The 24,926-nt window shown below is 63.2% G+C and carries 22 protein-coding genes; 1 reads left to right on the top strand and 21 read right to left on the bottom strand.

Features of this window, described 5'->3' with window-relative positions; genetic code table 11:
- Positions 1–9 precede the first annotated feature (9 nt).
- The 11 genes from P0M12_RS25160 to P0M12_RS25110 all read right to left on the bottom strand — a co-directional run bounded on the left by P0M12_RS25160 (position 10) and on the right by P0M12_RS25110 (position 13,999).
- Positions 10–912, bottom strand: coding sequence for a NifU family protein (locus tag P0M12_RS25160; RefSeq protein ID WP_030535602.1), 903 nt, complete (start codon positions 910–912; stop codon positions 10–12).
- A gap of 3 nt (positions 913–915) precedes the next feature.
- Positions 916–2,709 carry a nickel-dependent hydrogenase large subunit gene (locus P0M12_RS25155; protein ID WP_007735075.1) on the bottom strand — a complete coding sequence of 598 codons (1,794 nt, stop codon included), beginning with the start codon at positions 2,707–2,709 and terminating at the stop codon, positions 916–918.
- A gap of 54 nt (positions 2,710–2,763) precedes the next feature.
- On the bottom strand, positions 2,764–3,879 hold the full coding sequence (locus tag P0M12_RS25150) for a hydrogenase expression protein HypE (protein ID WP_030535603.1): 1,116 nt from the start codon (positions 3,877–3,879) through the stop codon (positions 2,764–2,766).
- 181 nt (positions 3,880–4,060) lie between these two features.
- Positions 4,061–4,873, bottom strand: a complete 813-nt coding sequence (gene hypB, locus P0M12_RS25145; protein WP_030535604.1) for a hydrogenase nickel incorporation protein HypB — start codon at positions 4,871–4,873, stop codon at positions 4,061–4,063.
- Positions 4,874–4,875: 2 nt separating this feature from the next.
- Positions 4,876–5,205 carry a hydrogenase maturation nickel metallochaperone HypA gene (gene hypA / locus P0M12_RS25140; RefSeq protein ID WP_073512368.1) on the bottom strand — a complete coding sequence of 110 codons (330 nt, stop codon included), beginning with the start codon at positions 5,203–5,205 and terminating at the stop codon, positions 4,876–4,878.
- Positions 5,206–5,364: 159 nt separating this feature from the next.
- A complete protein-coding gene (locus P0M12_RS25135; protein ID WP_007735070.1) occupies positions 5,365–7,059 on the bottom strand; it encodes a cutinase family protein in 1,695 nt (564 codons plus the stop codon).
- 181 nt (positions 7,060–7,240) lie between these two features.
- Positions 7,241–8,353 (bottom strand): alcohol dehydrogenase catalytic domain-containing protein, encoded by a 1,113-nt coding sequence (locus P0M12_RS25130; RefSeq protein WP_007735068.1) that lies wholly within the window; start codon positions 8,351–8,353, stop codon positions 7,241–7,243.
- 28 nt (positions 8,354–8,381) lie between these two features.
- On the bottom strand, positions 8,382–9,740 hold the full coding sequence (locus P0M12_RS25125) for a pitrilysin family protein (protein WP_030535606.1): 1,359 nt from the start codon (positions 9,738–9,740) through the stop codon (positions 8,382–8,384).
- Between the two features lie 127 nt (positions 9,741–9,867).
- A complete protein-coding gene (locus tag P0M12_RS25120; protein WP_277377019.1) occupies positions 9,868–12,138 on the bottom strand; it encodes a polyribonucleotide nucleotidyltransferase in 2,271 nt (756 codons plus the stop codon).
- Positions 12,139–12,590: 452 nt separating this feature from the next.
- The gene (rpsO, locus tag P0M12_RS25115; RefSeq protein WP_007735061.1) at positions 12,591–12,860 is read right to left on the bottom strand and encodes a 30S ribosomal protein S15; all 270 of its coding nucleotides are present in this window, start codon (positions 12,858–12,860) and stop codon (positions 12,591–12,593) included.
- Between the two features lie 158 nt (positions 12,861–13,018).
- A complete protein-coding gene (locus P0M12_RS25110) occupies positions 13,019–13,999 on the bottom strand; it encodes a bifunctional riboflavin kinase/FAD synthetase (protein WP_003942148.1) in 981 nt (326 codons plus the stop codon).
- 117 nt (positions 14,000–14,116) lie between these two features.
- Here P0M12_RS25110 and P0M12_RS25105 point away from each other — a divergent pair, with 117 nt between their 5' ends.
- Positions 14,117–14,863 carry a metal-dependent transcriptional regulator gene (locus P0M12_RS25105; RefSeq protein WP_030535607.1) on the top strand — a complete coding sequence of 249 codons (747 nt, stop codon included), beginning with the start codon at positions 14,117–14,119 and terminating at the stop codon, positions 14,861–14,863.
- A 9-nt stretch (positions 14,864–14,872) separates the two neighbouring features.
- Here P0M12_RS25105 and P0M12_RS25100 read toward each other — a convergent pair whose 3' ends face one another.
- The 10 genes from P0M12_RS25100 to P0M12_RS25055 form a co-directional block, all read right to left on the bottom strand.
- Positions 14,873–15,349 carry a GNAT family N-acetyltransferase gene (locus tag P0M12_RS25100; protein ID WP_030535608.1) on the bottom strand — a complete coding sequence of 159 codons (477 nt, stop codon included), beginning with the start codon at positions 15,347–15,349 and terminating at the stop codon, positions 14,873–14,875.
- Positions 15,346–16,266, bottom strand: coding sequence for a tRNA pseudouridine(55) synthase TruB (gene truB, locus P0M12_RS25095; RefSeq protein WP_030535609.1), 921 nt, complete (start codon positions 16,264–16,266; stop codon positions 15,346–15,348). Before truB ends, P0M12_RS25100 begins: the two co-directional genes overlap by 4 nt.
- A 24-nt stretch (positions 16,267–16,290) precedes the next feature.
- Entirely contained in the window at positions 16,291–16,950 is a 660-nt protein-coding gene (locus P0M12_RS25090; RefSeq protein WP_003942126.1) for a 4'-phosphopantetheinyl transferase, read from the bottom strand.
- Positions 16,951–16,963: 13 nt separating this feature from the next.
- Positions 16,964–17,887, bottom strand: a complete 924-nt coding sequence (locus P0M12_RS25085; RefSeq protein ID WP_030535610.1) for a metallophosphoesterase — start codon at positions 17,885–17,887, stop codon at positions 16,964–16,966.
- Positions 17,872–19,209 (bottom strand): MATE family efflux transporter, encoded by a 1,338-nt coding sequence (locus P0M12_RS25080; protein WP_269465956.1) that lies wholly within the window; start codon positions 19,207–19,209, stop codon positions 17,872–17,874. Before P0M12_RS25080 ends, P0M12_RS25085 begins: the two co-directional genes overlap by 16 nt.
- Before the next feature lie 76 nt (positions 19,210–19,285).
- Entirely contained in the window at positions 19,286–20,278 is a 993-nt protein-coding gene (locus tag P0M12_RS25075; RefSeq protein WP_030535612.1) for a bifunctional oligoribonuclease/PAP phosphatase NrnA, read from the bottom strand.
- Positions 20,279–20,290: 12 nt separating this feature from the next.
- Positions 20,291–20,770 (bottom strand): 30S ribosome-binding factor RbfA, encoded by a 480-nt coding sequence (gene rbfA / locus P0M12_RS25070; protein ID WP_277377018.1) that lies wholly within the window; start codon positions 20,768–20,770, stop codon positions 20,291–20,293.
- 310 nt (positions 20,771–21,080) lie between these two features.
- Positions 21,081–21,371 carry a DUF503 domain-containing protein gene (locus P0M12_RS25065; RefSeq protein WP_030535613.1) on the bottom strand — a complete coding sequence of 97 codons (291 nt, stop codon included), beginning with the start codon at positions 21,369–21,371 and terminating at the stop codon, positions 21,081–21,083.
- A gap of 113 nt (positions 21,372–21,484) precedes the next feature.
- On the bottom strand, positions 21,485–24,430 hold the full coding sequence (infB, locus tag P0M12_RS25060) for a translation initiation factor IF-2 (RefSeq protein ID WP_030535614.1): 2,946 nt from the start codon (positions 24,428–24,430) through the stop codon (positions 21,485–21,487).
- Between the two features lie 108 nt (positions 24,431–24,538).
- Entirely contained in the window at positions 24,539–24,889 is a 351-nt protein-coding gene (locus P0M12_RS25055; protein WP_019748063.1) for a YlxR family protein, read from the bottom strand.
- Positions 24,890–24,926: the final 37 nt, after the last annotated feature.

Here is a 24,926-nt window from a genome sequence, read left to right as displayed (position 1 = left end):
CGTTCACGGCTAGGTCACCGGTATCACAGACTCGTCAGCAAGCGCGACCGAGAGCACTCCGTCGCGAATCAGCACCGGCACAGGCGCCAGGTGCTCGGAGCCGGTGCCCACCCGCGCTCCCGCCCCGTACACACTGAAGTGGGCAGAGCACGTCGGACAGGTGAGGACAGCGGCGTCTCGGGCAGGACGGCCCATCATGCGTTCGAGCACAGCCCCCGCCATCGAGTGCTCACACACCGGGCAATGGTCGCGATACGCGTACAGATCGTCACCGGAGCGGCAGACCAACAGATCGGTGCCCGACACGCGGAAGCCCGCGACCTCTCCCACCTCGACTTCGGCGAATTCGGGGACCTCCACCCAGTGCGTACCTCCCCCGTCGGCGTGAACGTGCGAGAACAGGGACTCGACCGAAATCACACCCGACTTCAGCTCGTGCGAATCTGGTGTTTCGACGTCGATTCCGGTGGTCTCGGGTGCCGCCGCCTGCACCGCGTCCTGGACCGCGGTTTCGAGGGTCACCGAGGACGAAGGGCAACTGTTACAGCTTCCGAGAAGCCGTAGTCGCACCACGCCGTCCGCCACCTCGATCAGTTCGACGTCGCCTCCGTGCGAACCGAGGTACGGACGCACGCTGTCGAGCGCAGTGCGGACGCGGGTCTCCACGTCGTGCGGGTGAAGTCCGTGCACCAGTAGCAGGCTGGACACCAGATCGTCGCGAACCATCGCATCCATCGTGGCCGGATCTGCCAGAGCGACGGTGCGTTCGAGTGCTGCGCCGTACAACTGCACGACCTCACGCACCAGTTGCTCGGCGCGATCTCTCGCCACCGGGCCTGCGCCGGCGTTGGCCTGCAACAACGTCTCGATGCGCTCACCTGCTCCGCGCCAATAGTCGGCCGATTGCTCCATCGATCACTCCCCGGTCACGGACTGCGTCGGAGAGTGCAACTTCTCCAGGGTCTTGCCACCGCCGAGATACATGTGAACACCACACGGCAGGCAGGGATCGAAACTACGCACGGTCCGCATGATGTCGATGCCCTTGAAGTGGTCTCGATCGTTCTCCTCGAAGATCGGCTGACCCTGCACGGCATCCTCGTACGGACCGGGGGTTCCGTAGCTGTCGCGCGGGCTCGCATTCCACGGTGTCGGTGGGTACGGGTGATAGTTCGCGATTTTTCCGTCACGAATCACCATGTGGTGTGAGAGAACTCCGCGGACGGCTTCGGTGAATCCGCAACCGATACCCTCGTCCGGGACCTCGAACGACTCCCACGTCTTGGTCCGGCCGGCCCGGATCTCGACAAGCGCCTTCTCGGCGAAATGAAGGGCAGCCGCGGCTGCGTATGCCTGGAAATACGTTCGCGCGCGGTTTCTTTCGAGGGTATTGCTGCCATGTTCGGGAATCTTCCACTCGAGCGAGACAGGACCCTTCAGTGCTGTTTTCGGAAGATTGATCTTCACACTGTGTCCGGTCGACTCCAGGTATCCGATGTCGACCAGGCCGGCCAGAGCGGTGCTCCACAGACGAGCCAATGCTCCCCCGCCCGTGTCCAGAGCAAGGTTGTCTTTTCCGTCGAACCATCGCGGTGACATGACCCAGCTGTACTTGTCCTCGAGGTTCCGCTTCTGCGGGTGGGGGTTGGTGTGCTGATTCCACGGGTGCCTGCGATCGACCGGGTTACCCAGCGGATCGGTTTTGACGAACATCTCCTGATCACTCCAGTCCTCGTAATACGAGGAGCCCAGCATGATTCGGATACCGAGGTTGATGTCCACCAGATCCGTGGTGACCAACTTTCCGTCGACAACCACACCGGGAGTGACAAACATCTTCCGGCCCCAGTCGGTCATGTCCTTGTAGGAGAAATTGCAGTACTCGGGGTCTTGGAACGATCCCCAACAACCCAGCAGGGTCCGCCGCAGGCCAACCTTTTCGTAACCAGGCATCGCCTGGTAGAAGAAGTCGAACAGGTCGTCGTGCATCGGCACGACCTTCTTCATGAATTCGACGTACCGCATCAGCCGCGACATGTAGTCCGTCATCAGTTCGATCGTCGCGACGGTGCCGACGCCGCCGGGATAGAGCGTCGACGGGTGAACGTGCCTGCCCTCCATCAAGCAGAACATTTCGCGAGTCGAACGCGAGACTTGCAACGCTTCGCGATAGAACTCACCCGTGAACGGATTGAGAGTCCGCATGATGTCCGCGATCGTGCGATACCCGTGCTGCTCCTCGTGCGGGCAGCGCGTGTTCTCTGCCTGCGCCAGCACACCGGGATTCGTCTCGGAGACCATCTTCTCGCAGTAGTCGACGGCGACAAGATTCTCTTGAAAGATGTTGTGGTCGAACATGTACTCGGCGGCCTCGCCGAGATTGACGATCCACTCGCCCAGATGCGGCGGCTTGACGCCGTACGCCATGTTCTGTGCGTAGCACGAGCATGTGGCGTGATTGTCACCGCAGATGCCGCAGATACGACTGGTGATGAAATGCGCGTCGCGCGGGTCCTTCCCCTTCATGAACAGGGAATACCCGCGAAAGATCGACGACGTGCTGTGGCACTCCACCACTTCGCGATTGGCGAAGTCGATCTTGGTGTAGATGCCCAGACTGCCGACGATTCGGGTGATGGGGTCCCACGCCATCTCGACAAGACCGTCGCGGTCCGCAGTCGAGGTGGGTTCGGGAACGATGGCCGTCATTGCAGTGCCTCCCAGAGACGTTGCTCACGAACTGATTTGAATGTATCCGGTCGGTCACCACGTACGCGTCGCACCAGTGAGTAATTTCGACCCGCGCTCGCGCCAGTGCGGTTCCTTGTCCAACGTGTTTCCGGTGAGCCGGCGGAGACTGTGGATCACGGACCCGTACATTCCCACCGCATTGGTGGAGAGTTTGCCGCCGGGCGGTTCATCCATGAACGGCATGAACTTGTCGGGGAACCCCGGCATCGTGCACCCGATGCAGATCCCGCCGACGTTGGGACACCCGCCGACTCCGTTGATCCAACCACGTTTGGGGACATTGCATTTCACGACCGGTCCCCAACATCCGAGTTTGACGATGCACTTCGGTGACCCGTACTCCGTCGCGAACTCACCCTGCTCGTAGTACCCACCACGGTCACAGCCCTCGTGTACGGTGGCACCGAAAAGCCACTGCGGGCGCAGGGATTCGTCCAAGGGAATCATCGGCGCCTGATCAGTGGCCATGTACAGAAGGTAGGTCAGGGTCTCGGAGAGGTTGTCCGGCTGAATGGGACACCCGGGAACGCAGACGATCGGGATGCCCGCCTTCGATTTCCAGGTCCACCCGAGATAGTCCGGCACGCCCATCGCACCGGTCGGATTGCCGGCCATCGCATGTATGCCGCCGTAGGTCGCGCACGTACCGACCGCAACTACCGCAGTGGCTTTCGGTGCCAGCTTGTCGAGCCATTCGCTCGTGGTGACCGGTTGGCCGGTTTCGCGATTGTTCCCGAAGCCACACCAATACCCCTCGTCGTGAAGTTTCTCGTTCGGTATCGATCCTTCGACGACAAGAACAAAGGGTTCCAGTTCTCCGCGGTCGGCTTTCCAAAACCACTCCAGGAAATCGTCAGCGCCACCCTGCGGTCCGCATTCGAAGTCGATGAGCGGCCAATGAACCGCTACCTGCGGCAGCCCGGGCAAGGCGCCGAGCGCGATCTCCTCGATACTGGGTTGCGTGGCTGCAGTGAGCGCCACCGAATCTCCGTCGCAACTGAGACCGGCATTGATCCACAGCACGTGGATCAGAGTTTCTTCCGCTTTGGCCGCTGCGCTTGCGGGGGTAGCTGCGCTTTCGGAGGCAGGTTCCGCCGTGGTGCCAGCAGTCGATTTTTGTGTGTCCATGTCAGCCGCTTTCACGGGTGCACTTGCGCCTTGACTCTCAGCGCCGCGACTGGCCTGACACGCTATGGCCTCAAGACTCTGTGGCCTCGAATTGCCGCGGCACCGAAACGCTGACGCCACCGGAGTCGAACCTCGGCCCACTTGCGTGGCACCCACTCATTTCATTAACTACCCGAGCAGATCAGTTGTCAACGGCCACCGGAGAAATCGCCGAACGACTACCGATCCACTCGTACCACTCGTCCATGCCCTCACCTGTCGTGGCAGACAAAACAACAACGCGCACAGCAGGATTGAGTATTCTCGCCTGCTCGACGCAGGCATCGACGTCGAACTCGACGTATGGGAGCAAGTCGATCTTGTTGATCACCACGAGGTCCGCGACAGCGAAGATGTGTGGGTACTTTTTCGGCTTGTCTGCCCCCTCCGGCGTCGAAATTAGGACAACCTTGCCTTCCTCGCCGAGGTCGAAGAGCGCGGGGCACACCAGGTTTCCGACGTTTTCGATCAGAAGCAGCGATTCTTCAGCGGGATCCAAGGCGCGCAGTGCGCGGTCGATCATCGCGGCATCGAGGTGACATCCGGCCCCGGTATTCACCTGCACCACCGACGCGCCGGTCTCTCGGATCCGCTCGGCGTCGAGCCGGGTTTCCTGGTCACCTTCGATCACGGCTATCGGTCGCTGACATCCGAGCTCCCGGATGGTTCGCGCCAGCAATGTCGTCTTCCCCGCGCCGGGGGAACTCATGATGTTGAGCGCCGTGATTCGGCGGTTCCGCATCCACTGACGATTGTGAACCGCAATGCCGTCGTTCTTGGCGAGCACCTGCTGCTCGAGAATCACGGTGTGGTCGGGGTGGCCGCGCTCATGGTCATGCTCGTGACCGTGCCCATGACCGTGCCCATGATCGTCGTGTTCCTGCTCGTGTTCTCCGTCTGCGACTACCGACACCCGAGGTCCTGTGGTGTCCCCGCACCCACACGTCGCGCACATGCTCAGCTCACTTCCATCGACAGGATCCGTAACTCTCGGCCGGCAAGCACCTCGACATCAGCACTGCCGCATTCACACAGCAAGAACATGTCGGGCGGCGAGAACATCACGCCGCAGCTTTTGCATCGCGCGCTGGTTGCAATCTCATCGATGTGCAAGCTGGCACCTTCGGCGTGAGTACCCGCGGTGACGACGTCGAAGCAGAACAGCAGAGAGTGTGGAACCACCGCGCAGAGTTGCCCTACTTCAAGCCGCACGCTCGATACTCGTCGCTCGCCGGCACGCTCACACACGGCTTCGACCACACTCTGCGCAATGGACAGCTCGTGCACGGTGAAACCCACGATTCGTGATCCGGAAACCTCCCTTCCACGATAAGCACCAACGGTCTCTGTGCGTAACCCGTACACGAAAACAGGCTGCGATCCGCAACTATTGCGGATCGCAGCCTGTGACAGCGTTATTCGTGTGACGAACGCCGGCGAGAAGGATTACGGGTTCGGAACCGGCACCTTCGTCGTCGTGGTCGTCGACGTCACTGTCGTAGTCGGGGGCGCCGTCGTTGCATCCGTTCCCGCTACCGGTGTGGTCGGAACTGTCGACGTCGGCGTCACTGCCGCCGAACCCGTCGGAGTGGCAACCGCTCCCGATGTGACCGACGCCGATCCTGCCGCAGGCACCTGTGACGTGGTTGCGGGCGCTCCAGCAGATCCCGTGGAGCCAGTGGTCCCGGCCGGTGCCTGACCGGTTCCGGTGCCTTCAGCCACCGCGGCGTCGCCCTCAGCATTGCCGTCAGCCATGTAGGCATCGACAGCAGCACTGATCTGTTCCGGGGTCGGCTTCGCAGTTGTGTCGACGGGCTTTCCTTCCTTCGCCTGCTGGGCGAGGTAGGTGAGCCAGGCCGCTGCGTACTCAGCTGAAGTCAACGGCTTGCCGTTGGCCGCATCCGCATCTCGCCAGTAATCGAAGTGGTGTCCGACGTCTGGAGCGAGTGTCTGCTGGTAGGGGTCGCTCAAGATCACGGGAATCGTGTTCTGGTTGGTAGCAATCAGACCGACAATCTCCTTGAAAAGCTTCTGCGGCAGATATGCCAGCGGAGACACCTTGTCGGTGGACACCGTCTCGCCCTCGGCTACCGGCGCCGGCGCGGGTGTTTTTCCGGGCTTGTACTCCGGATCCGAGACCTTGAGCATCACCTGAAGGAATGTCTCGTCACTCTGCATCCAGTTGGGATTGGACGAAATGTCTGCGAACGCCTCGAAGACGATCTGGCCGAACACCACCGCGACGTCCTGACCGGTGGCCGGGTTCAGACCCTGCGCTTCGAGTTGGTCGATGTTCAACTGCCGACCGACATTTGCCGCCAAGATCAACAGAGAGATGTTGCTGGGAGCCGAGCAGGTGAAGTCACCGTCCGAGCAGAAGGACGCGACCTTGCCGTTCAGCTTGCCGAAACCTCCGGCAGTGCCGGGGAGTACACCTTCGCCAGGTGTCGCGGAGGTTCCGTTCTGGTACTTCGTATTGAAGTTATCCGGGTTCGTGAACGGATTCGTGGCACCGAGGAACGTGCCGTCGCCCGCTTCACGGCCTGCATCCGCCAGCATGACCACACCGACAACCTTGTCCGGGTCGACCCCGAACTCGTTGTTCTCCTGCGTACCGATGTCCATCGCGACGCGACGCACCACATCGGCGCCTTCGCTGTACCCGACGATCGAGAACTGAGTCTTCGGGCATTCCTTGGCGATGGCACTCATCACGGACTGCGTATTTGCAGCGCCGGCAGCGACGGCATCCTCGTAGGACGCCATGTTGGCCGGGTACGCGATATACACAGCCGCGTACGAGCCGGGCTTGTTCGCGTTGACGGAGCCTGCCGGGTTGATCACCTGGTCGACGCGTTCACTCTTGTAGTCACCGGACAGGGCGGCCGGCAGCGGCTTCCCGTCGGCTCCCAGCAACATCTTCACCGTCGAAGCGTCCGGTGTGTCGTGTCGACCGGCAACCGCGATGCTGACCATGTCGTGACACTCGGTGACCGACGACGTCAATTGTGTCTCGATCGTGCGTGACTCCGGAGAGTCCACAGCGACCGCAACCGCGACCAGTGCGGCCACGCCGAGCGCTGCGGGCGCTACTGCACCCGCCAGTATTCGATGTCGCGAAAAGAACCCACGAACCGGCATATCTTCTCCCCAATCAACTTTTGGAAAACGTACGACCGACCCCCGGGGCGTCACGCAACGTCATTCGAGTAGTCGTCCAGTACGAGAGGAGCGTTACAACGGGTAACGATTTTCCGTGGCGACTCGGGAGGGAATCGGGGGCGCAAACGCCTCATTTCCGCTGCATAACACCGACGTGCACCTACTCCGCGTCGAAGATAATGACCTGTCGGATTGCTTTTCCGTCGGCGAGTTCGTCCATACCCGAATTGATGTCGGCCAATTCGATTCGCGAGGAAATGAGCTTCTCGACCGGCAGCTTCCCGTCGCGCCACAACTGCGCGTAGATCGGGATGTCGCGGGACGGGACCGCAGATCCCAGGTAGCTGCCGATAATGGTCCGCGCTTCGGCGACCAGTCCGAGAGGTGAGATCGACGAGCGCGCGTCAGGCGCCGGCAACCCGACCGTGACGGTCGTGCCACCCGCTGCCGTCGCAGCCACCGCTGTCTCGAAGGCCCGAGCATTTCCCGCGGCCTCGACGACGATGTCTGCGCGAACGCCACTCTCGGACAGGCCGGACGGTGTGAAGACCTCGGTCGCGCCCAGTTCCAGCGCCTGAGCCAGCTTGGATTCCAGTGCGTCGACACCGATGACGTTCTCGACCCCGAGTGCCCTCGCCGTCAGGATTGCGGCCATCCCGACGCCACCCAAGCCGACCACCATCACGGTGTCTGCCGGGCGAGGCTTCGCCGCGTTGAGGAGCGCTCCCCCACCGGTCAACACCGCACAACCGAGTACGGCTGCAATTTCGGCCGGGATGTCGTCGTCGACGGGAACAACCGACTTGGCGTTGACCACAGCATGCGTCGCGAAACCCGAAACACCGAGATGATGTTTGACGTTCTCGCCGGAGCGCCGCAGTCGATGCGCGCCACCGAGCAAACTGCCGTCGTTGTTGGCAGCGCTACCCACCGTGCAAGGCATCCGGCCGTCAGTGGCGCATCCCGCACATTCACCGCACCGTGGAAGAAAAGTCATCACGACGCGGGTGCCCACCGACAACGAATCAACTCCGTCGCCGAGTTCGATGATTCGACCTGCCGCCTCATGGCCCAACAACATCGGCACGGGTCGTACCCGATTGCCGTCGACCACGGAGAGGTCGGAGTGACAAAGCCCGGCAGCTTCGATCTTGACCAGGATCTCACCCGGGCCCGGGGATTCGAGGTCGAGTTCCGAAATCGAAATCGGAGTCGACTCTGCGAAGGGACGCTTCCGGCCGATCTCTTCGAGCACTGCACCACGGATCTTCAACTGTACACCCCGATTTCGATAGTTCGAACTACTTGCCCACGATCCCGCGTACCGACGCGGGGAGGTCACGAACCCGCTTGTACGGACCCACGACGGCGGCTGCAAACGGCCTCGTCAAGAGCACCTGCGCCACCTCGAGCACCTCTTCGGAGGTGACTGCGTCGATGGTCGCGAGCGTCTGCGCAACACTGCGATGGTTGCCGTAGTTCAGTTCGCTGCGACCGATACGGTTCATGCGTGAGCCTGAATCTTCCAGTGCCAGAACCAATCCGCCGCGCAGCGATCCCTTGGCGCGGGCGATCTCGGCATCGGTGATTCCGTCCGTCGCCACGTTCGCGAGTACCTCGCGGATAACCGTGGCAACCTCCCCGAGGTTCTCCGGCTGGCAACCTGCATACACGGAGAACGCTCCGGTGTCCGCGAAGGTGTCGACGCCGGAATAGACGGAGTACGCCAGCCCGCGCTTCTCCCGAATCTCTTGGAACAGACGAGAACTCAGCCCACCGCCCACTGCGGCGTTGAGCACCGACAGCGCCCAGCGATGGCCCTCGTGCCGGCCGAACGCGCGTACCCCGAGCGCAAGGTGGACCTGCTCGCTGTCGCGGTGGGTCAAGCTCAGTTCAGGCATCGTTCGCAAACGCAGAGTGCCTTCGCGCCGCGGCGTCGGCTTGACCCCGCGCTCGAGATGTCCGGCAAATGCACGGCGAGCGAGCGTCACAACCTGCTTGTGGTCGACGTTTCCCGCTACGGCCAGCACCATCCGCTGCGGTGTGTAACGCCGAACATGGAAGGAATGCAACTGATTGCGCGACATCGACTCGATCGATTCGACGCTACCGATGATCGGACGGCCGACAGGATGATCGCCGAACAACGCGGTCAGGAACGCGTCGCCGAGCAAGTCTTCCGGATCGTCGTCACGCATCGCGATCTCTTCGAGCACTACTTGCCGCTCGACATCGACGTCCGCGGTTCTGCAACGCCCTCGCAGCACGACGTCGGCGACAAGGTCAACCGCCATCGGAAGGTCGTCGTCGATCACGTGCGCGTAGAAACAGGTGTGTTCCTTCGACGTGAATGCATTGAGTTCGCCGCCCACACCATCCATGACCTGCGCGATGTCCAACGCCGTCCGTGACGGCGTCGACTTGAACAGCAGGTGCTCGAGAAAATGCGCGGCACCGGCCACACTCGGCTGCTCGTCGCGCGAGCCGACTCCGACCCACACACCGACGGAGGCGGAACGCACACCGGGAATGAACTCGGTGACGACGCGCAGGCCGCCGGGAAGGACCGTGCGCTGTACTCCGGATTCGGGAGTCGCATCGATCGGCGATTTCAGCACAGCGCTGCGGCTGCGCGTGGTGTTGGGAGTGGTCTTTGCCATGAAAAGGTTCAGCAGTCCTCGGTGCAAGTGGTCAATCAGGTATCTACAGGCTCTGTGTCTACAGACAGTACAGATGCGGCCCCGCACGGAAATCCGCGCGGGGCCGCATCAGAGTACGAAGTGAGATCTACTCGGAAGCAGCCTCGTCGGCGGCCGGAGCGGCAGCCTCGTCGTTGCCCTCTTCGACCGGGATCAGCGAGATCTTGCCGCGAGCATCGATGTCGGCGATCTCGACGCGGATCTTGGATCCGACGTTGACCACGTCTTCGACCTTGGCAATGCGCTTACCGCTGCCCAGCTTCGAGATGTGCACCAGTCCGTCGCGTCCCGGCAGGAGCGAAACGAAGGCACCGAAGGCGGTGGTCTTGACGACCGTGCCCAGGAACCGCTCGCCGACCTTGGGGAGCTGCGGGTTGGCAATGGCGTTGATCATGTCGATCGCGGCCTGTGCAGACGGTCCATCGGTGGCGCCGACGAACACGGTGCCGTCGTCTTCGATGGAGATGTTGGCACCGGTCTGCTCGGTGATGGAGTTGATCATCTTGCCCTTGGGGCCGATGACCTCACCGATCTTGTCGACGGGGACCTTGATGGCCGTCACGCGGGGAGCGAACGGGCTCATCGCGTCCGGGGTGTCGATGGCTTCCGCCATGACCTCGAGGATCGTGGTCCGTGCGTCCTTGGCCTGCGAGAGTGCACCGGCAAGGACCTGCGACGGGATGCCGTCGAGCTTCGTGTCCAGCTGCAGGGCCGTGACGAAGTCCTTGGTACCTGCGACCTTGAAGTCCATGTCGCCGAAGGCGTCTTCGGCGCCGAGGATGTCGGTCAGCGCGACGTAGCGGGTTTCGCCGTCGACCTGGTCGGAAACCAGACCCATGGCGATACCGGCAACCGGAGCGCGAAGCGGCACACCGGCGTTGAGCAGTGCGAGCGTGGACGCGCACACCGAGCCCATCGAGGTGGAACCGTTGGAGCTCAGAGCCTCGGAGACCTGGCGAATCGCGTAAGGGAACTCTTCGACGCTGGGCAGAACCGGCATGAGAGCGCGCTCGGCGAGTGCACCGTGACCGATTTCGCGACGCTTCGGCGAACCGACGCGGCCCGTCTCACCGGTGGAGTACGGCGGGAAGTTGTAATGATGCATGTAGCGCTTGGTGGTCTCGGGACCGAGCGAGTCGACCTGCTGAGCCATCTTCACCATGTCGAGAGTGGTCACACCCAGGATCTGGGTCTCGCCACGCTCGAACAGTGCGGAGCCGTGTGCGCGCGGGATGATCGCAACCTCGGCGGACAGCGAACGGATGTCCGTGACGCCGCGGCCGTCGATGCGGAACTGATCGCGCAGGATGCGCTGGCGAACCAGCTTCTTGGTGAGCGAGCGGAACGCTGCTCCCAGTTCCTTCTCGCGGCCTTCGAAGTTGGGTGCAACCTGCTCGAGAACCTCGACCTTGACCTCGTCGGTCTTGTCGTCGCGTTCCTGCTTGCCGGCGATTGTCAGTGCGGCATTGAGCTTTTCGGACGCAGCAGCCTCGACGGCAGCAAAAACGTCGTCCTGGTACGCCGGGAAGACCGGGTAGTCACCCGTGGGCTTTGCAGCCTTGGATGCAAGTGCTGCCTGTGCAGCGCACAGGCGTGCGATGAACGGCTTGGCGGCCTCGAGGCCCTCGGCGACAATGGCCTCGGTCGGTGCCTGAGCGCCGTCGGCGATCTTCGCGATGACGTTGTCGGTGGCCTCGGCCTCGACCATCATGATCGCGACGTCGGCGTTGTCACCGCTACCGGAAACGACGCGGCCGGCGACGACCATGTCGAAGACGGCGTTCTCGAGCTGATCGACCGTCGGGAATGCAACCCACTGGCCGGTCTTGTTCTCGTCCGAGACGATGAGTGCAACGCGCACGCCACCGACGGGTCCGGAGAACGGCAGGCCCGCGATCTGCGTCGACGCGGAAGCAGCGTTGATGGCCACGACGTCGTACAGATCCTGCGGGTTGAGGCTCATGACCGTGACGACGACCTGGATCTCGTTACGGAGACCGTCGACGAAGGACGGGCGCAGCGGCCGGTCGATGAGGCGGCAAGTCAGGATCGCGTCGGTGGAGGGGCGTCCCTCACGACGGAAGAACGAACCGGGGATGCGGCCCGCTGCGTACATACGCTCTTCGACGTCCACCGTCAGGGGGAAGAAGTCGAAGTGCTCCTTGGGGTGCTTGCTGGCGCTCGTGGCGGACAGCAGCATGGTCTCGTCGTCCAGGTAAGCAACGACGGCGCCGGCGGCCTGCTGAGAAAGGCGTCCGGTCTCGAAACGGATGGTGCGGGTACCGAAGGACCCGTTGTCGATCACGGCGGTGGATTCGAACACGCCTTCGTCGACCTCTACTACGGAATTCTCTGTCATTCTTTTCTCTTCACTTCCCTCTCGTCTTCGCCGTACCCGCGCGGGCGTTTCCACCCTCCTGGTGGAAACTGCGCACCGAGGGACGTCCCCCTCTTGAATTGCAGACGCTCCTTGCGATGCGAGCGATTTCTGCTTCGGGACGTCACGACGTTCGGGCGGCCGTCGATCGAAGTCCGCCGGAGCTTTCGGGCACTTGCCCGGTCCGGAGAACCACTACCGACAACCGACACCACGTTCTCTGGTGCATACGGTGTGCTGGCTGCGCACTGCACAACTGCGCATAAACAACTGCGCCTGGACAACTGTGCATAGCGCCGACAGCGGAAACTGCCTTGCGGCAGCTAACGCCGAAAGCCAGCGAAGCCAAGTATATGCGTGGCTTCGCCGGCTGACGGAGTGTTCGGCAAACCGAAGCATGCCGTGTTGCTTTCGATCAGCGTCGTGAGAAAAATCTAGCGACGCAGGCCGAGACGCTCGATGAGCGTGCGGTAGCGAGCGACGTCGGTCTTTGCCACGTACTTCAGCAGACGACGACGGCGACCGACCATCAAGAGCAGTCCACGACGCGAGTGGTGGTCATGCTTGTGGGTCTTGAGGTGCTCGGTGAGATCGGTGATGCGCTTGGTGAGCATTGCCACCTGAGCTTCAGGCGATCCCGTGTCGGTCTCGTGCAAGCCGTACTCGCCGAGAACGGCCTTCTTTTCTTCCGTGGTCAATGCCACTTGATTCACTCCTGTGATGACGTTTGCGTGAAAGGAACTAGATCGGGCGCGGCCACCGCAAACCGCAGCACGCACCGAGAGAAGATCCTACCAGCAGCAATGAGGCGCTCTCGCCCACCTGGAGCGAATGTGGCGGCCGCCACTGACACAGGAGGAACTCAACCGACGCTACGTTCTGCATCCTCACTCAGAATCCGGCGTGCGCGTTCGACATCTCGGTTCATCGCCGTGATGAGCGACTCGATCGAGTCGAACTTCTCCATACCGCGAATCCGCGAAACCAGGTCGACCGCGACGTGTTGTCCGTACAGGTCTGCTTCGGTGTCGAGAACGTATGCCTCGACGGTTCGGGTCCGGCCGGAGAAGGTCGGATTGGTACCCACAGACACCGCGGCTTGGTATCGGCGACCGGGAACGACGGTTCCGAGTTCCTCGCCGGCACCGAGCACCGTGAACCACGCCGCGTACACGCCGTCGGCCGGAATCGCCGAAAACATCGGCGGTGCAACGTTGGCCGTCGGGAACCCCAACTCGCGTCCACGCTTGTCACCGTGGACGACCACACCTTCGACACGATGTGGACGGCCCAGAGCTTCGGTAGCCGCTTCCATGTCGCCTGCGTCGACGCACGAGCGGATGTAGGTCGACGAGAACGTCACCGCATGCTCGGCGAGCAGCTGGACGCCGTCGACGGCAAAGCCGAAGCGAGCGCCCATTTCACGAAGAAGATCGACATTGCCGAGCGCCTTCTTGCCGAAGGTGAAGTTGTCCCCCACCACGACCTCGGCGACATGTAGACGTTCGACGAGAATCTCGTGGACGTAGCGCTCCGGCGTCAGCTTCATGAAATCAGCGGTGAACGGCATCACGCAGAACACGTCGATGCCCAGATCCTGAGCCAATTCCGCACGCCGTTGCAGCGTCGTCAACTGGGCTGGATGACTACCCGGCCGCACAACCTCCATGGGATGCGGGTCGAACGTCATCAACACGCTCGGAACACCACGTTTGCGGGCAGCGGTAACCGCTCTCGCTATCAATTGGGCATGCCCACGATGCACACCGTCGAACACACCGATAGTGAGCACACAACGACCCCAATCGGCCGGAACTTCGTCGAGACCACGCCATCTCAGCACGATTGGCAGCCTACGGGTCCACCGGCGGCGGGTCACGTTCGGACCCGCCCAGCGAATCACCGCTGTGCTGCCGCTCACGTACGGAAGTTCCGGATTTCGTAGCCTAAGCTAAGCGTTGTGGCAGCTCACAAGACCGGAACCTCGGAAGCATCATCGACGTCGGATGGCGACAGCACTTCGGCGCACGACGCGGCAATCGACACGCTCGCACTCTCGTCGGTGGCCCAGGACTACCTCAAGGTCATCTGGACTATCCAGGAGTGGTCCCACGAGCGGGTTTCCACCAAGCTCCTGTCCGAGAAAATGAGCGTCTCGGCCTCGACGGTCTCCGAGGCGATCCGCAAACTCTCGGACCAAGGCCTGGTCGATCACGCCCGCTACGGATCCATCGCCCTGACCGACAGCGGCCGCGCCGCCGCCGTCTCCATGGTCCGGCGCCACCGGTTGATCGAGACCTATCTGGTTCAGGAACTCGGATACGGCTGGGACGAAGTCCACGACGAGGCCGAAGTCCTCGAACACGCCGTTTCCGATCTGATGATCTCTCGGATGGACGCCAAACTGGGCTTCCCCGAACGTGACCCGCACGGTGATCCCATTCCCGCCACCGACGGTTCGGTGCCGACACCCCCGGCCCGCCAGCTCAGCGACTTCGCCAACGGTGAGCGGGGCCGCGTTGCCCGGATCTCCGATTCCGATCCCGAAATGCTCCGGTACTTCGATTCCGTCGGCGTCAGTCTCGATGTCGAGATCACCGTCGAGGAGCGCCGCGATTTCGCCGGGACAGTGTCCGTTCGACTCGGCGACAGCCCCAACACCATCGACTTGGGAAGTCCAGTCGCTCAAGCAATTTGGCTCGTCTAGCCGAGGTAGTCAAAGCGGCAGTCGGTATCGGCGTTCCACGGGCCGGACGCCGTCGGTCCGGGTCCAGTCGGCGAGCCTCTCGTCGACGTACACCCACCCTCGACGCTCGTACAGTGCGATCGCCGGCAGAGCGTCGTCGACGACGTCGAGCACCAGTTCCAACCGACTCTCGGCTGCGAAATCCGTCACGGCATCGAGTAGCGCATCGCTGAGGCCGTTTCCACGTGAGCCAGGATGAACGAACAATCGCGACACGGCTATCGATCCCGCGGTTGTGGGCGCACCTGCGACCTCGCTGTCGACGGCCACATGGCCGACAACACGACCGTCGCTCTCACCGACCCACGCCTTCACCACCGTGGGCGAACTGAGCCAGCGGTGCGGGTTCTGCGGCCACGTGTTCGGATATCCGTCGCACTCGTGGACCTGTGCCAGCGCGTCGACGCAACCGTCGAGGTCGCCGTCGACACGCTCGCGGACGATCACCCGCGAAGCGTCGCCGGTCGCACGACCATCACCGAACTGGCGCGTCGACCCTTCTCCTGCAGAAGCGCAATCGTGTGACCGGTGGGATCGATCGCCGCACAGATCCCCTTCATCCCGATCGGCTCGAGCCAGCGCCCCTGGCTGATCGCCTCGGCTTCCTCCGCCGTGATCTGCCGATGCGGAAAAGCCGTCTGCGCGGCCTGATCGATGTCGAGGCTCACACCCGGCTGATCCGCGAGATCTTCGAGCGTGCGCGCATGTTCGAGAGTGAACGGCCCGACGCGGGTGCGGCGCAATGCCGTCAAATGACCGCCGACGCCCAATTCACGACCGAGGTCGCGGGCAAGCGAGCGGATGTACGTACCGGACGAGCACTCCACGTCGACGTCCAGATCGACGAAGCCACCCGGGACATCTCGCCGAGCCAGAACCTCGAAAGTCGACACCGTTACCGGACGCGGCGCCAGCTCGACGGTTTCTCCCGCACGCACCAGAGCATGTGCGCGCTGACCGTCCACCTTGATAGCGCTCACGCTCGCCGGGATCTGCTTGATGTCTCCGGTCAGCGTGGCCACGATCGCCGCGATCTCCGCGTCCGTCACTTGCGATGCGTCTGTGGAAGTCAGGACCTCACCCTCGGCGTCGTCCGTGTCCGTCGCTGCACCGAGGCGAATGGTCGCCGAATACGCCTTGGTGGTCAGCGCCAGGAGTCCGAGCAACTTGGTCGCACGCTCCACACCGAGAACAAGGACGCCGGTCGCCATGGGATCCAGCGTCCCGGCATGTCCCACTTTGCGGGTGTTCAACAACTTGCGGCACCGAGCGACCACGTCGTGGCTGGTGATACCCGCCTCTTTGTCGACAATCAGAATTCCGGCGCCGACAAGACCGGAGGAAGGCTTTTCACGAGCTGACACGTGTGCCGATTCTGCCAGTCGCGCTCACTGCACCGAAATTGCCGTCAGGATGAGCCCGTCCGACACCAACCACCTGCCGTCGAAAGAAGTGAGCGGCGGACCGGACGTCGCCTCACCGGGGACCAGCAGACGCGAGTTGAAAGTGCCGGACGTTTCCGACTCCGCCTCGAACGTGATGTGGGCGTCCTCGAAACCCAACCAGCGCCCGGTGAGCGGAAACCACGCCTTGTACGTGGCTTCCTTCGCGCAGAAGAGCACTCGATCCCAGTGCACCGGACCGCCGGTTTCCTGAGTGTCCAACCACGTTCGTTCCGCCTCGATGCTGACCGCGGGCAATACCCCGTCCGGCAGCGGGCCGTGCGGTTCGGCGTCGATACCGAGTGAGCGGACCTGCATGGAGTACGCCAGGACAGCGCCGCGGTAGCCGTCGCAATGGGCGAGGCTCCCGACCACTCCCTGCGGCCAGAGTGGGGCACCACGCTCGCCGCGCATGACAGCGGCAGACGGAACACCGAGCTTGCCCATCGCCTGACGCGCAAGGTGCCGGGTAGTCACGAACTCACGACGACGCTTCTCGACCGCGCGGCCGATCAACGCCTCCTCACTGGGGTGCGGAACCAGACCGGGCGGATCCACGAAGGCCTCGGCCGTCGCAACTCCACCGGGAAGAATCTGTTCGATCACGTAGCGATACCTCTCAGCGTCCGGCGCGCATGCGCTCGACTTCGGCTTCCTGCTCCGGCGTGACCTTGAAGTGGCCACCCCACTTGTTGAGCGTTCCCGGCGGGTACTCCGGAACGGGAAGAATCTGACGCAACAACTTCTCCGGCAGTCCACGCCGACGCCACTCGCGCGGGTATCCGAGTGAGACTTCCTCGAAGCGGACGCCGTCGTAGTACGTGGTTCGAGGAATGTGCAGGTGCCCGTACACCGAGCACACCGCGTTGTACTTCACATGCCAGTCGGCGGTCGCGGTGGTTCCGCACCACAACGCGAACTCCGGATACATGAGCACGTCCGTCGGCTGCCGGACCATCGGGAAATGGTTCACGAGAACGGTTTTTGTGCCTTCAGGGAGCGCGTCCAACCGTGCCTGGGTGTATTCGATTCTCGCCCGGCACCACGCGTCGCGCGTTGCATACGGCTGCGGCGAGAGCAGGAACTCGTCGGTGGCGACGACGTTCTTGTCCCGCGCGATCTCGAGCCCGTGTTCCTTGTCTCGCGCGCCTTCCGGCAGGAAGGAGTAGTCGTAGAGAAGGAACATCGGGACGACCGTGACCGGGCCCTCGACTCCCTCCCACACCGGGAACGGGTCCTCGGGCGTGATGACGTCGAGTTCGCGGCACATGTTGACCAGGTACTCGTACCGCGGCGCTCCGTGAATCTGAACCGGATCCTTGGCGGTCGTCCACAGTTCGTGGTTGCCAGGAATCCAGATGACCTTTGCGAATCGGCTGCGAAGGAGCTTCAACGCCCACCGAATGTCGTCAGTTTTCTCGGAAACATCTCCGGCGAGAATGAGCCAGTCGTCAGGCGAATCCGGGAACAGTTCCTCCGTCATCGGCTTGTTGCCGTTGTGACCGACATGAATGTCGCTCACCGCCATCAACTTTGCTGCCACGATCCCTCTGCTTCCTCAGTTGAACTTCCGCGCCTCGCCGTCGCCGGACCTGTCACTGCCCACTTGCCGGAAAACGCTCGCCACGACACCGCGACCATCCGAAGTACTACGAACACGGTAAGCCCTGCCCAAATTCCGGCCAGACCCCAGTCGTAGGCGAGGGAGAGCCAGATCGCGGGCAGAAACCCGAGAACTGCGCAGAGCATGGTCGCGTTGCGCAGAAACACCACGTCCCCGGCGCCGAGTAGAACACCGTCGAGTGCGAAGACGATTCCCGCCACCGGCATGATCGCGACGAAGAACCACCATGCGATCGACATCTGACCGAGCACCTCGGCGTCGGACGTGAAGAGTCCGGGGATCACGGAGTGGCCGGCGGCGAAGAAGATCGCGAGCACCACGGCAAATACCGTCGACCAAGCGGTGATCCGCCAGGTCATCCTTTTCGCCGCGGCTGCGAATCCACCGCCGAGCGCCGCTCCGATCAGCGTCTGAGCTGCGATCGCCAAGGAATCGAGAAGGAGCGAAACCAGGTTCCACAGTTGGAGGACGACTTGGTGCGCACCGACTACAGCCGCACCGAACCTCGACGCCACTGCAGCCGCGGAAACGAAACACGCTTGGAATGCGAGGCTGCGCAGAATCAGGTCACGGCCCATCAGCATCTGCGCCCGCATGATCGCAAAATGTGGTCGAGCCGAAACCGGTTCACGAAAGAGCGCCCAGGCGAACAGCACACCCGAAATACTCTGGCCCACCAGATTCGCAACAGCTGATCCTTCGAGTTCCAGACGCGGAGCACCGAGCAAGCCGTGCACCAGAATCGGACACAACACCGCCGAAATACCCAGGCCGACAAGGACGAACCGCAGCGGTCGCACCGTGTTCTGAACCCCGCGCATCCAGCCGTTGCCGGCCAGGGCCACCAGGATGAGTGGAACACCCAACACCGCTATCCGGAGCCAACTTTCCGCAGCCGCGGCGATGTCGGGAGTCCCGGCCACCGCCGAAGTCAGCGGGCCGGCGATCACCTGCACGATCACGACCAAGGCCAGGCCGATCGCGGCCGCCAGCCAGGTCGCCTGAACACCCTCACCCACCGCGTCGCGCTCGCGGCCCGCCCCGTGAAGCCGTGCGGCCCGCGCCGTGGTGCCGTACGACAAGAAGGTCAGCTGCGTACTCACCAACGACAGGATCAGACCACCGACTGCCAATCCGGCCAGCGGAAGCGCCCCGAGTCGGCCGACCACGGCGATGTCGAACAACAGATAGAGGGGTTCGGCCGCCAGTACCCCGAGCGCCGGAAACGCCAGGGAAAAGATTCGACGCCCAGTGACGTCGAAATCAGCTGCCGAAGATCCCGCCGAGGTGGCGTCAGATTCGCTCAATGCCGCGGATTCAGCCGAGTGCCGCGACGAGCGCGGCAACAATCTCGTCGCTGGAAGTGGTCGACGTATATCCGGCCGACAGCCGGTGCCCGCCGCCACCAAGACTTTCAGCGACCGCCGACACGTCGATCGCCGACTTTGCACGCAACGAGATCGACCAGCTTCCGGAAACCGACTCTTTGAGTACGGCGGCAACTTCGGCTTCCGAAGTGGTCCGCACGATATCGACGACGCTCTCGATCTCCTCGGAGCGAAGATCGCCGATGTCACTGCGTCGGATCACCGCGTACACCAGCCCACGGCCGTCCGCAGCTTCCGGAACCAGCACCGCGGACCCGAGTACAGCGCCCAGCATCGGCAACCACCCGAACGGATGGGTGTCGAGCAGCTTTCGCGCAATCGCGTCGCCGTCGATGCCGGTCGCCAGCAAACGCGCGGCGAGCACGTGCGGAAGCGGACCTCCCCACCGGAAGGAGCCGGTGTCGGTGACCAGTCCGGCATAGAGACAGTGCGCGATATCGCGATCGATCGCGACTCCCCACGCATCGAAGAATCGTGCGATGAGTGCCGTCGTCGAGGCCGCGGTTTCGTCGACGACGTTGATGCTTCCGAATTCGGAATTGGAGCGATGGTGATCAAGGACGATCGTGCGATTCGCGCCGGCGAGTCGACTCGACAACTCACCGAGACGGCCCTCGCTGCCGACATCCACCGTCACCAGTACATCGACACTTTCCCGAACATCAGTGGGCGCCACGAGCAAGTGGAGACCGGGGAAATCGCGCATCGACTCGGGCAGCGCCGACGGCCGACTGAACGCGACCTGCACCGAAATGCCCCGACGCTCGAGAACGAGACCGAGCGCAAGTCCGCTGCCGATCGTGTCCGCATCCGGCTGCACATGGCAGAGAATTGTCACCGTGTGTGCCGATTCGAGAACCTCGGCCACCTGAGCGAACTTCGCCTCGCAGGGGTCGACGTCCGAAAGTGCGGTGATCGTCATTCTCGGTGCGCGTCAGTCGACTTCACGAACATCTGGCGACGCCTCGTCTTCGTCCGAAGCCACTCGCGGCTCCTTGTACGGATCTGCATCTCCGGCCGGCTGTGCATTCTCACGCGCCTTGGCGACCTCGTCGTCGGCGGCCTTGGCACGGGCCAGCAGTTCTTCCATATGACGCGCGGTGTCGGGAACGGTATCGGCGACAAACGTCAGAGTCGGTGTGAAGCGAACTCCGGTTCCGGCACCGACCTTCGAGCGCAGAACACCCTTGGCCTTCTCGAGACCTGCGGCGGCGGCTTCCACATCGGGTGCGGAATCGACCTTCTCGCCCATGACTGTGTAGTACACCGTCGCGTCGTGCAGATCGTTGGTGACCTTGGTGTCCGTGATGGTCACGAATGCGAGTCGCGGATCCTTGATCTCGTGATCGATCGCGGTCGCGACGATGGTTCCGATACGCTTTGCCAACTTGCGTGCCCGGGCTGGATCTACCATGACTGTCAGTCTCCTCTACCTGGCCACTCGAATCGAGGTGACTCGATCGATCAAAGTTCTGGTTAACAAGAATTATTACCGACAACAGTCTCGTCCATCGGCTACCCGGCAACCAAATCACCATCGGTAGAGGTCTTCGACCACGAGCCACCGCCGCCAGGGCCGTCGTCGAACTCCACAGTTGTCGCATGTGTCGAGCGTGAGCACAAACACCGCCACAGTTGGACCCGAAGCCACCGAATCCCTTGCCGACGAACTCGATTCGTTACGGCGTCTGGAAGAGTGGCTAAGCGACACAGATCGGTGACGCTCAGTCTTCCGGGCCGAAAATTCGCCTTCGCACAGCCAGCAACTGAATCTCCGGACGGTCGGCGACCGCCCGCTCACAATGATCGAGAACGTCGTGCAGGTGATCGACGGACGAACTGACCACACCGACGCCCACGAGCGCACGACGCAGGCGTCCCTGCTCCCCCGCCTCCGCTGCACTCACACCGAATCGACGGAGTTCCGCCAGGATCGGCGACAGCATCGAACGCTTTTCCTTGAGTGAGTGGACATCGCCGAAAAGGATGTCGAACTCCAGTGCCCCTACAAACATTTTCCCCCTATACAGAGCCGAATGGACTCTCTCGGACTTGTATGTTCAAGTCCGAGAGAGTCCATGTCAGCTAGTACTCACGTGCGTCCGCCCCAACGCCCGTGTCGACATAATCAGTCGCGCGGCTTCTCGCGAAGCTCGTAGCACTCGAGAACGTCACCGATCTTGATATCGGAATAGGTTACGGTCAAACCACATTCGTAGCCTTCGCGAACCTCGGTAGCGTCTTCCTTCTCCCGCTTGAGCGAGGAGATGGTGACCGTCTCGGCGATGACCTTGCTGTCGCGGATGAGACGTGCCTTGGCGTTGCGACGGATGCTGCCCGACGTGACCAAGCAACCGGCAATGTTGCCGATCTTGGACGAACGGAACATGGCGCGGATCTCTGCCTTGCCCAGCTCGACCTCTTCGTACACCGGCTTGAGCAGACCCTTGAGTGCCTTTTCGACCTCGTCGATGGCCTGGTAGATCACCGAGTAGTAGCGAATGTCGACGCCCTCGCGGTTCGCCAGCTCCGTTGCCTTGCCTTCGGCGCGGACGTTGAAGCCGATGATGATCGCGTTGGACGCAGCAGCCAGGTTGACGTTGGTCTCCGTGATGCCACCGACACCGCGGTCGATGACGCGCAACTGCACCTCGTCGTCGATCGGAATTCCGAGGAGAGCCTCTTCGAGGGCCTCCACGGTTCCCGAGTTGTCACCCTTGAGGATCAAGTTCAGCTGTGAATGTTCCTTCAGAGCTGCATCGAGATCGTCGAGGCTGATGCGCTTACGACTCTTCGCTGCAAGCGCGTTGCGCTTACGTGCGTTGCGACGGTCCGCGATCTGACGAGCGATACGGTCCTCGTCGACCACGAGCAGGTTGTCGCCTGCACCGGGGACCGACGTGAAGCCGATGACCTGGACCGGACGTGAAGGCAGTGCCTCGTGGACGTCCTGACCGTGCTCGTCCACCATGCGGCGGACGCGGCCGTAAGCATCGCCGGCAACGATCGAGTCGCCGACCCGCAGCGTTCCGCGCTGAATGAGCACGGTAGCGACGGGGCCGCGGCCACGGTCGAGGTGCGCCTCGATGGCAACACCCTGAGCGTCCATGTCCGGGTTGGCGCGCAGATCCAGGGAAGCGTCGGCCGTCAACAGCACTGCTTCGAGCAGTGCGTCGATGTTGAGACCCTGCTTCGCCGAGATGTCGACGAACATGGTGTCTCCGCCGTACTCCTCGGCCACCAGTCCGTACTCGGTGAGCTGCTGCCGGATCTTGTCCGGGTTCGCGCCTTCCTTGTCGATCTTGTTCACCGCGACCACGATCGGCACGTCGGCCGCCTGGGCGTGGTTGATCGCTTCCACCGTCTGCGGCATGACGCCGTCGTCGGCTGCGACAACAAGGATCGCGAGGTCGGTGGCCTTGGCACCACGAGCACGCATGGCCGTGAAGGCCTCGTGACCGGGGGTGTCGATGAACGTCACGAGACGCTCGTTGCCCTCGAGCTCGGTCAGCACCTGGTAGGCACCGATGTGCTGCGTGATGCCGCCGGCTTCGCCCTCACGGACATTCGCCTTACGGATCACGTCGAGCAGACGGGTCTTACCGTGGTCGACGTGGCCCATGACGGTGACCACAGGCGGACGGGACTCGAGGTCCTCTTCTCCGCCGGCGTCCTCGCCGTAGGTGAGGTCGAAGCTGTCGAGCAGCTCGCGATCCTCGTCCTCCGGGCTGACGACCTGCACGACGTAGTTCATTTCGCCGCCGAGCAGCTCCAGCGTCTCGTCGTTGACCGACTGAGTTGCCGTGACCATCTCACCGAGGTTGAACAACGCCTGCACGAGTGCTGCGGGGTTCGCGTCGATCTTGTCCGCGAAGTCCGACAGAGATGCGCCGCGAGCGAGACGGATGGTCTCGCCGTTGCCGCGTGGCAGCCTGACGCCGCCGACTGCGGGAGCCTGCATGCTTTCGTACTCGGCGCGCTTCGCCCGCTTCGACTTACGTCCACGGCGAACTGCTCCGCCGGGACGACCGAATGCACCTGCCGCTGCGCCGCGCTGACCGGGACGGCCACCGCCGCCGGGACGACCGCGGAATCCACCGGCCGGAGCTGCTCCACCGGGAGCACCTGCACCAGCACCGGCGCCGGGAGCGCCGCCACCGCGGTATCCACCGCCGCCGCCACCCGGACGACCACCGGGAGCGCCACCGGGACGACCCGGACGTCCGCCGCCACCGGGCGCGGGACGAGCGGAACGAGCAGGCATTGCACCCGGGTTCGGGCGAGGAGGCATGGAGCCGGGGCTGGGACGGGGTCCGCCCTGACCTGCAGGCGGACGGGGTCCACCCTGGCCGGGAGCCGGACGGGGACCGCCCTGACCCGGAGCCGGACGAGGTCCACCCTGACCGGGAGCCGGACGGGGACCGCCCTGACCCGGAGCCGGACGAGAACCGCCCTGACCTGCGCCCGGACGCGGTGCGCCGGGAGCCGGACGAGGTGCCGGACGCTCGGCGGGTGCCGAGGAGTACGGGTTGTTACCGACGCGAGGTGCCTTCGGTCCCGGACGCGGTCCGCCGGGCTTTGCGCCGGTGGACGGTGCGGCCGGAGCCGCGGGGGCTGCCGGTGCCGACGCTGCGGGAGCAGCCGGAGCCGGACGTGCCGGCTGTGCTGGTTTCGGAGCGTTGAACGTCGGTGTGGGGACCGGCGCTGACGGTGCTGCCGGAGCAGCGGCTGCGGGAGCCGCGGGGGCTGCCGGGGCCGGAGCTGCGGGAGCAGCCGGTGCGGGTGCGGCCGGCTTGGGGCCGGGACGCGGTGCGCCAGGCTTTGCAGCCGACGGCGACGGTGCGCCGGGCTTTGCCGCGGGGCGAGCCGCCGGAGCGGCTGCGCCGGTCTCGGACTTGGTTTCTGCTCCGCCTGCCGACGGGAATGACTCCCGCAGACGACGGGCGACGGGCGCCTCCACTGTGGATGACGCAGACTTCACGAACTCGCCTTGCTCCTTGAGCGTTGCGAGTAGTTCCTTGCTGGTGACACCGAGTTCTTTAGCCAACTCGTGCACGCGGGCCTTGCCTGCCACTGCTCTCCTCACTGATGAGGTCGAGCAGGAGGCATCCCACAGATGTGGGTCCCGCACGACCTCGGGTTATCGCCGATGGACGTTCATCGTTGGTGCTTCACGGTGTGCTCATGAGTGCTTGTGCCTGTTCTTCTCGAGAGGTACTGCTTTTGTGTGAACTGCGTCGACCAGCTGGTCGACAGCGGACGTGTCCAGATTTCCGGACACTCGCAGTGCTCTGCTGAATGCTCGGCGCCGCTCTGCCAGGCTCAGACAACTCGGATCCAGGTGCAGCCATGCACCTCGACCGGGGAGTCTTCGCGATACGTCGGGGACGAGCGGGGAACCCTCCGGCCCCTGCTCACCAACCACGACCCTCAACAGATCGACAGCCGACCCTTGTTCCCTGCATCCCACACACGTTCTGACCGGCGAACCGGGTTTCACGCGCGCAGAATCCGAGGACTCACGTCGAACCATTGTCCACTCTACCGCCGAACCGTCTCGATCACTGCAT

Source organism: Rhodococcus sp. RCBS9, from assembly GCF_029457415.1.
GTDB classification, from domain to species: domain Bacteria; phylum Actinomycetota; class Actinomycetes; order Mycobacteriales; family Mycobacteriaceae; genus Rhodococcus_F; species Rhodococcus_F qingshengii.
This window is presented reverse-complemented; position numbering and strand designations above follow the sequence as displayed.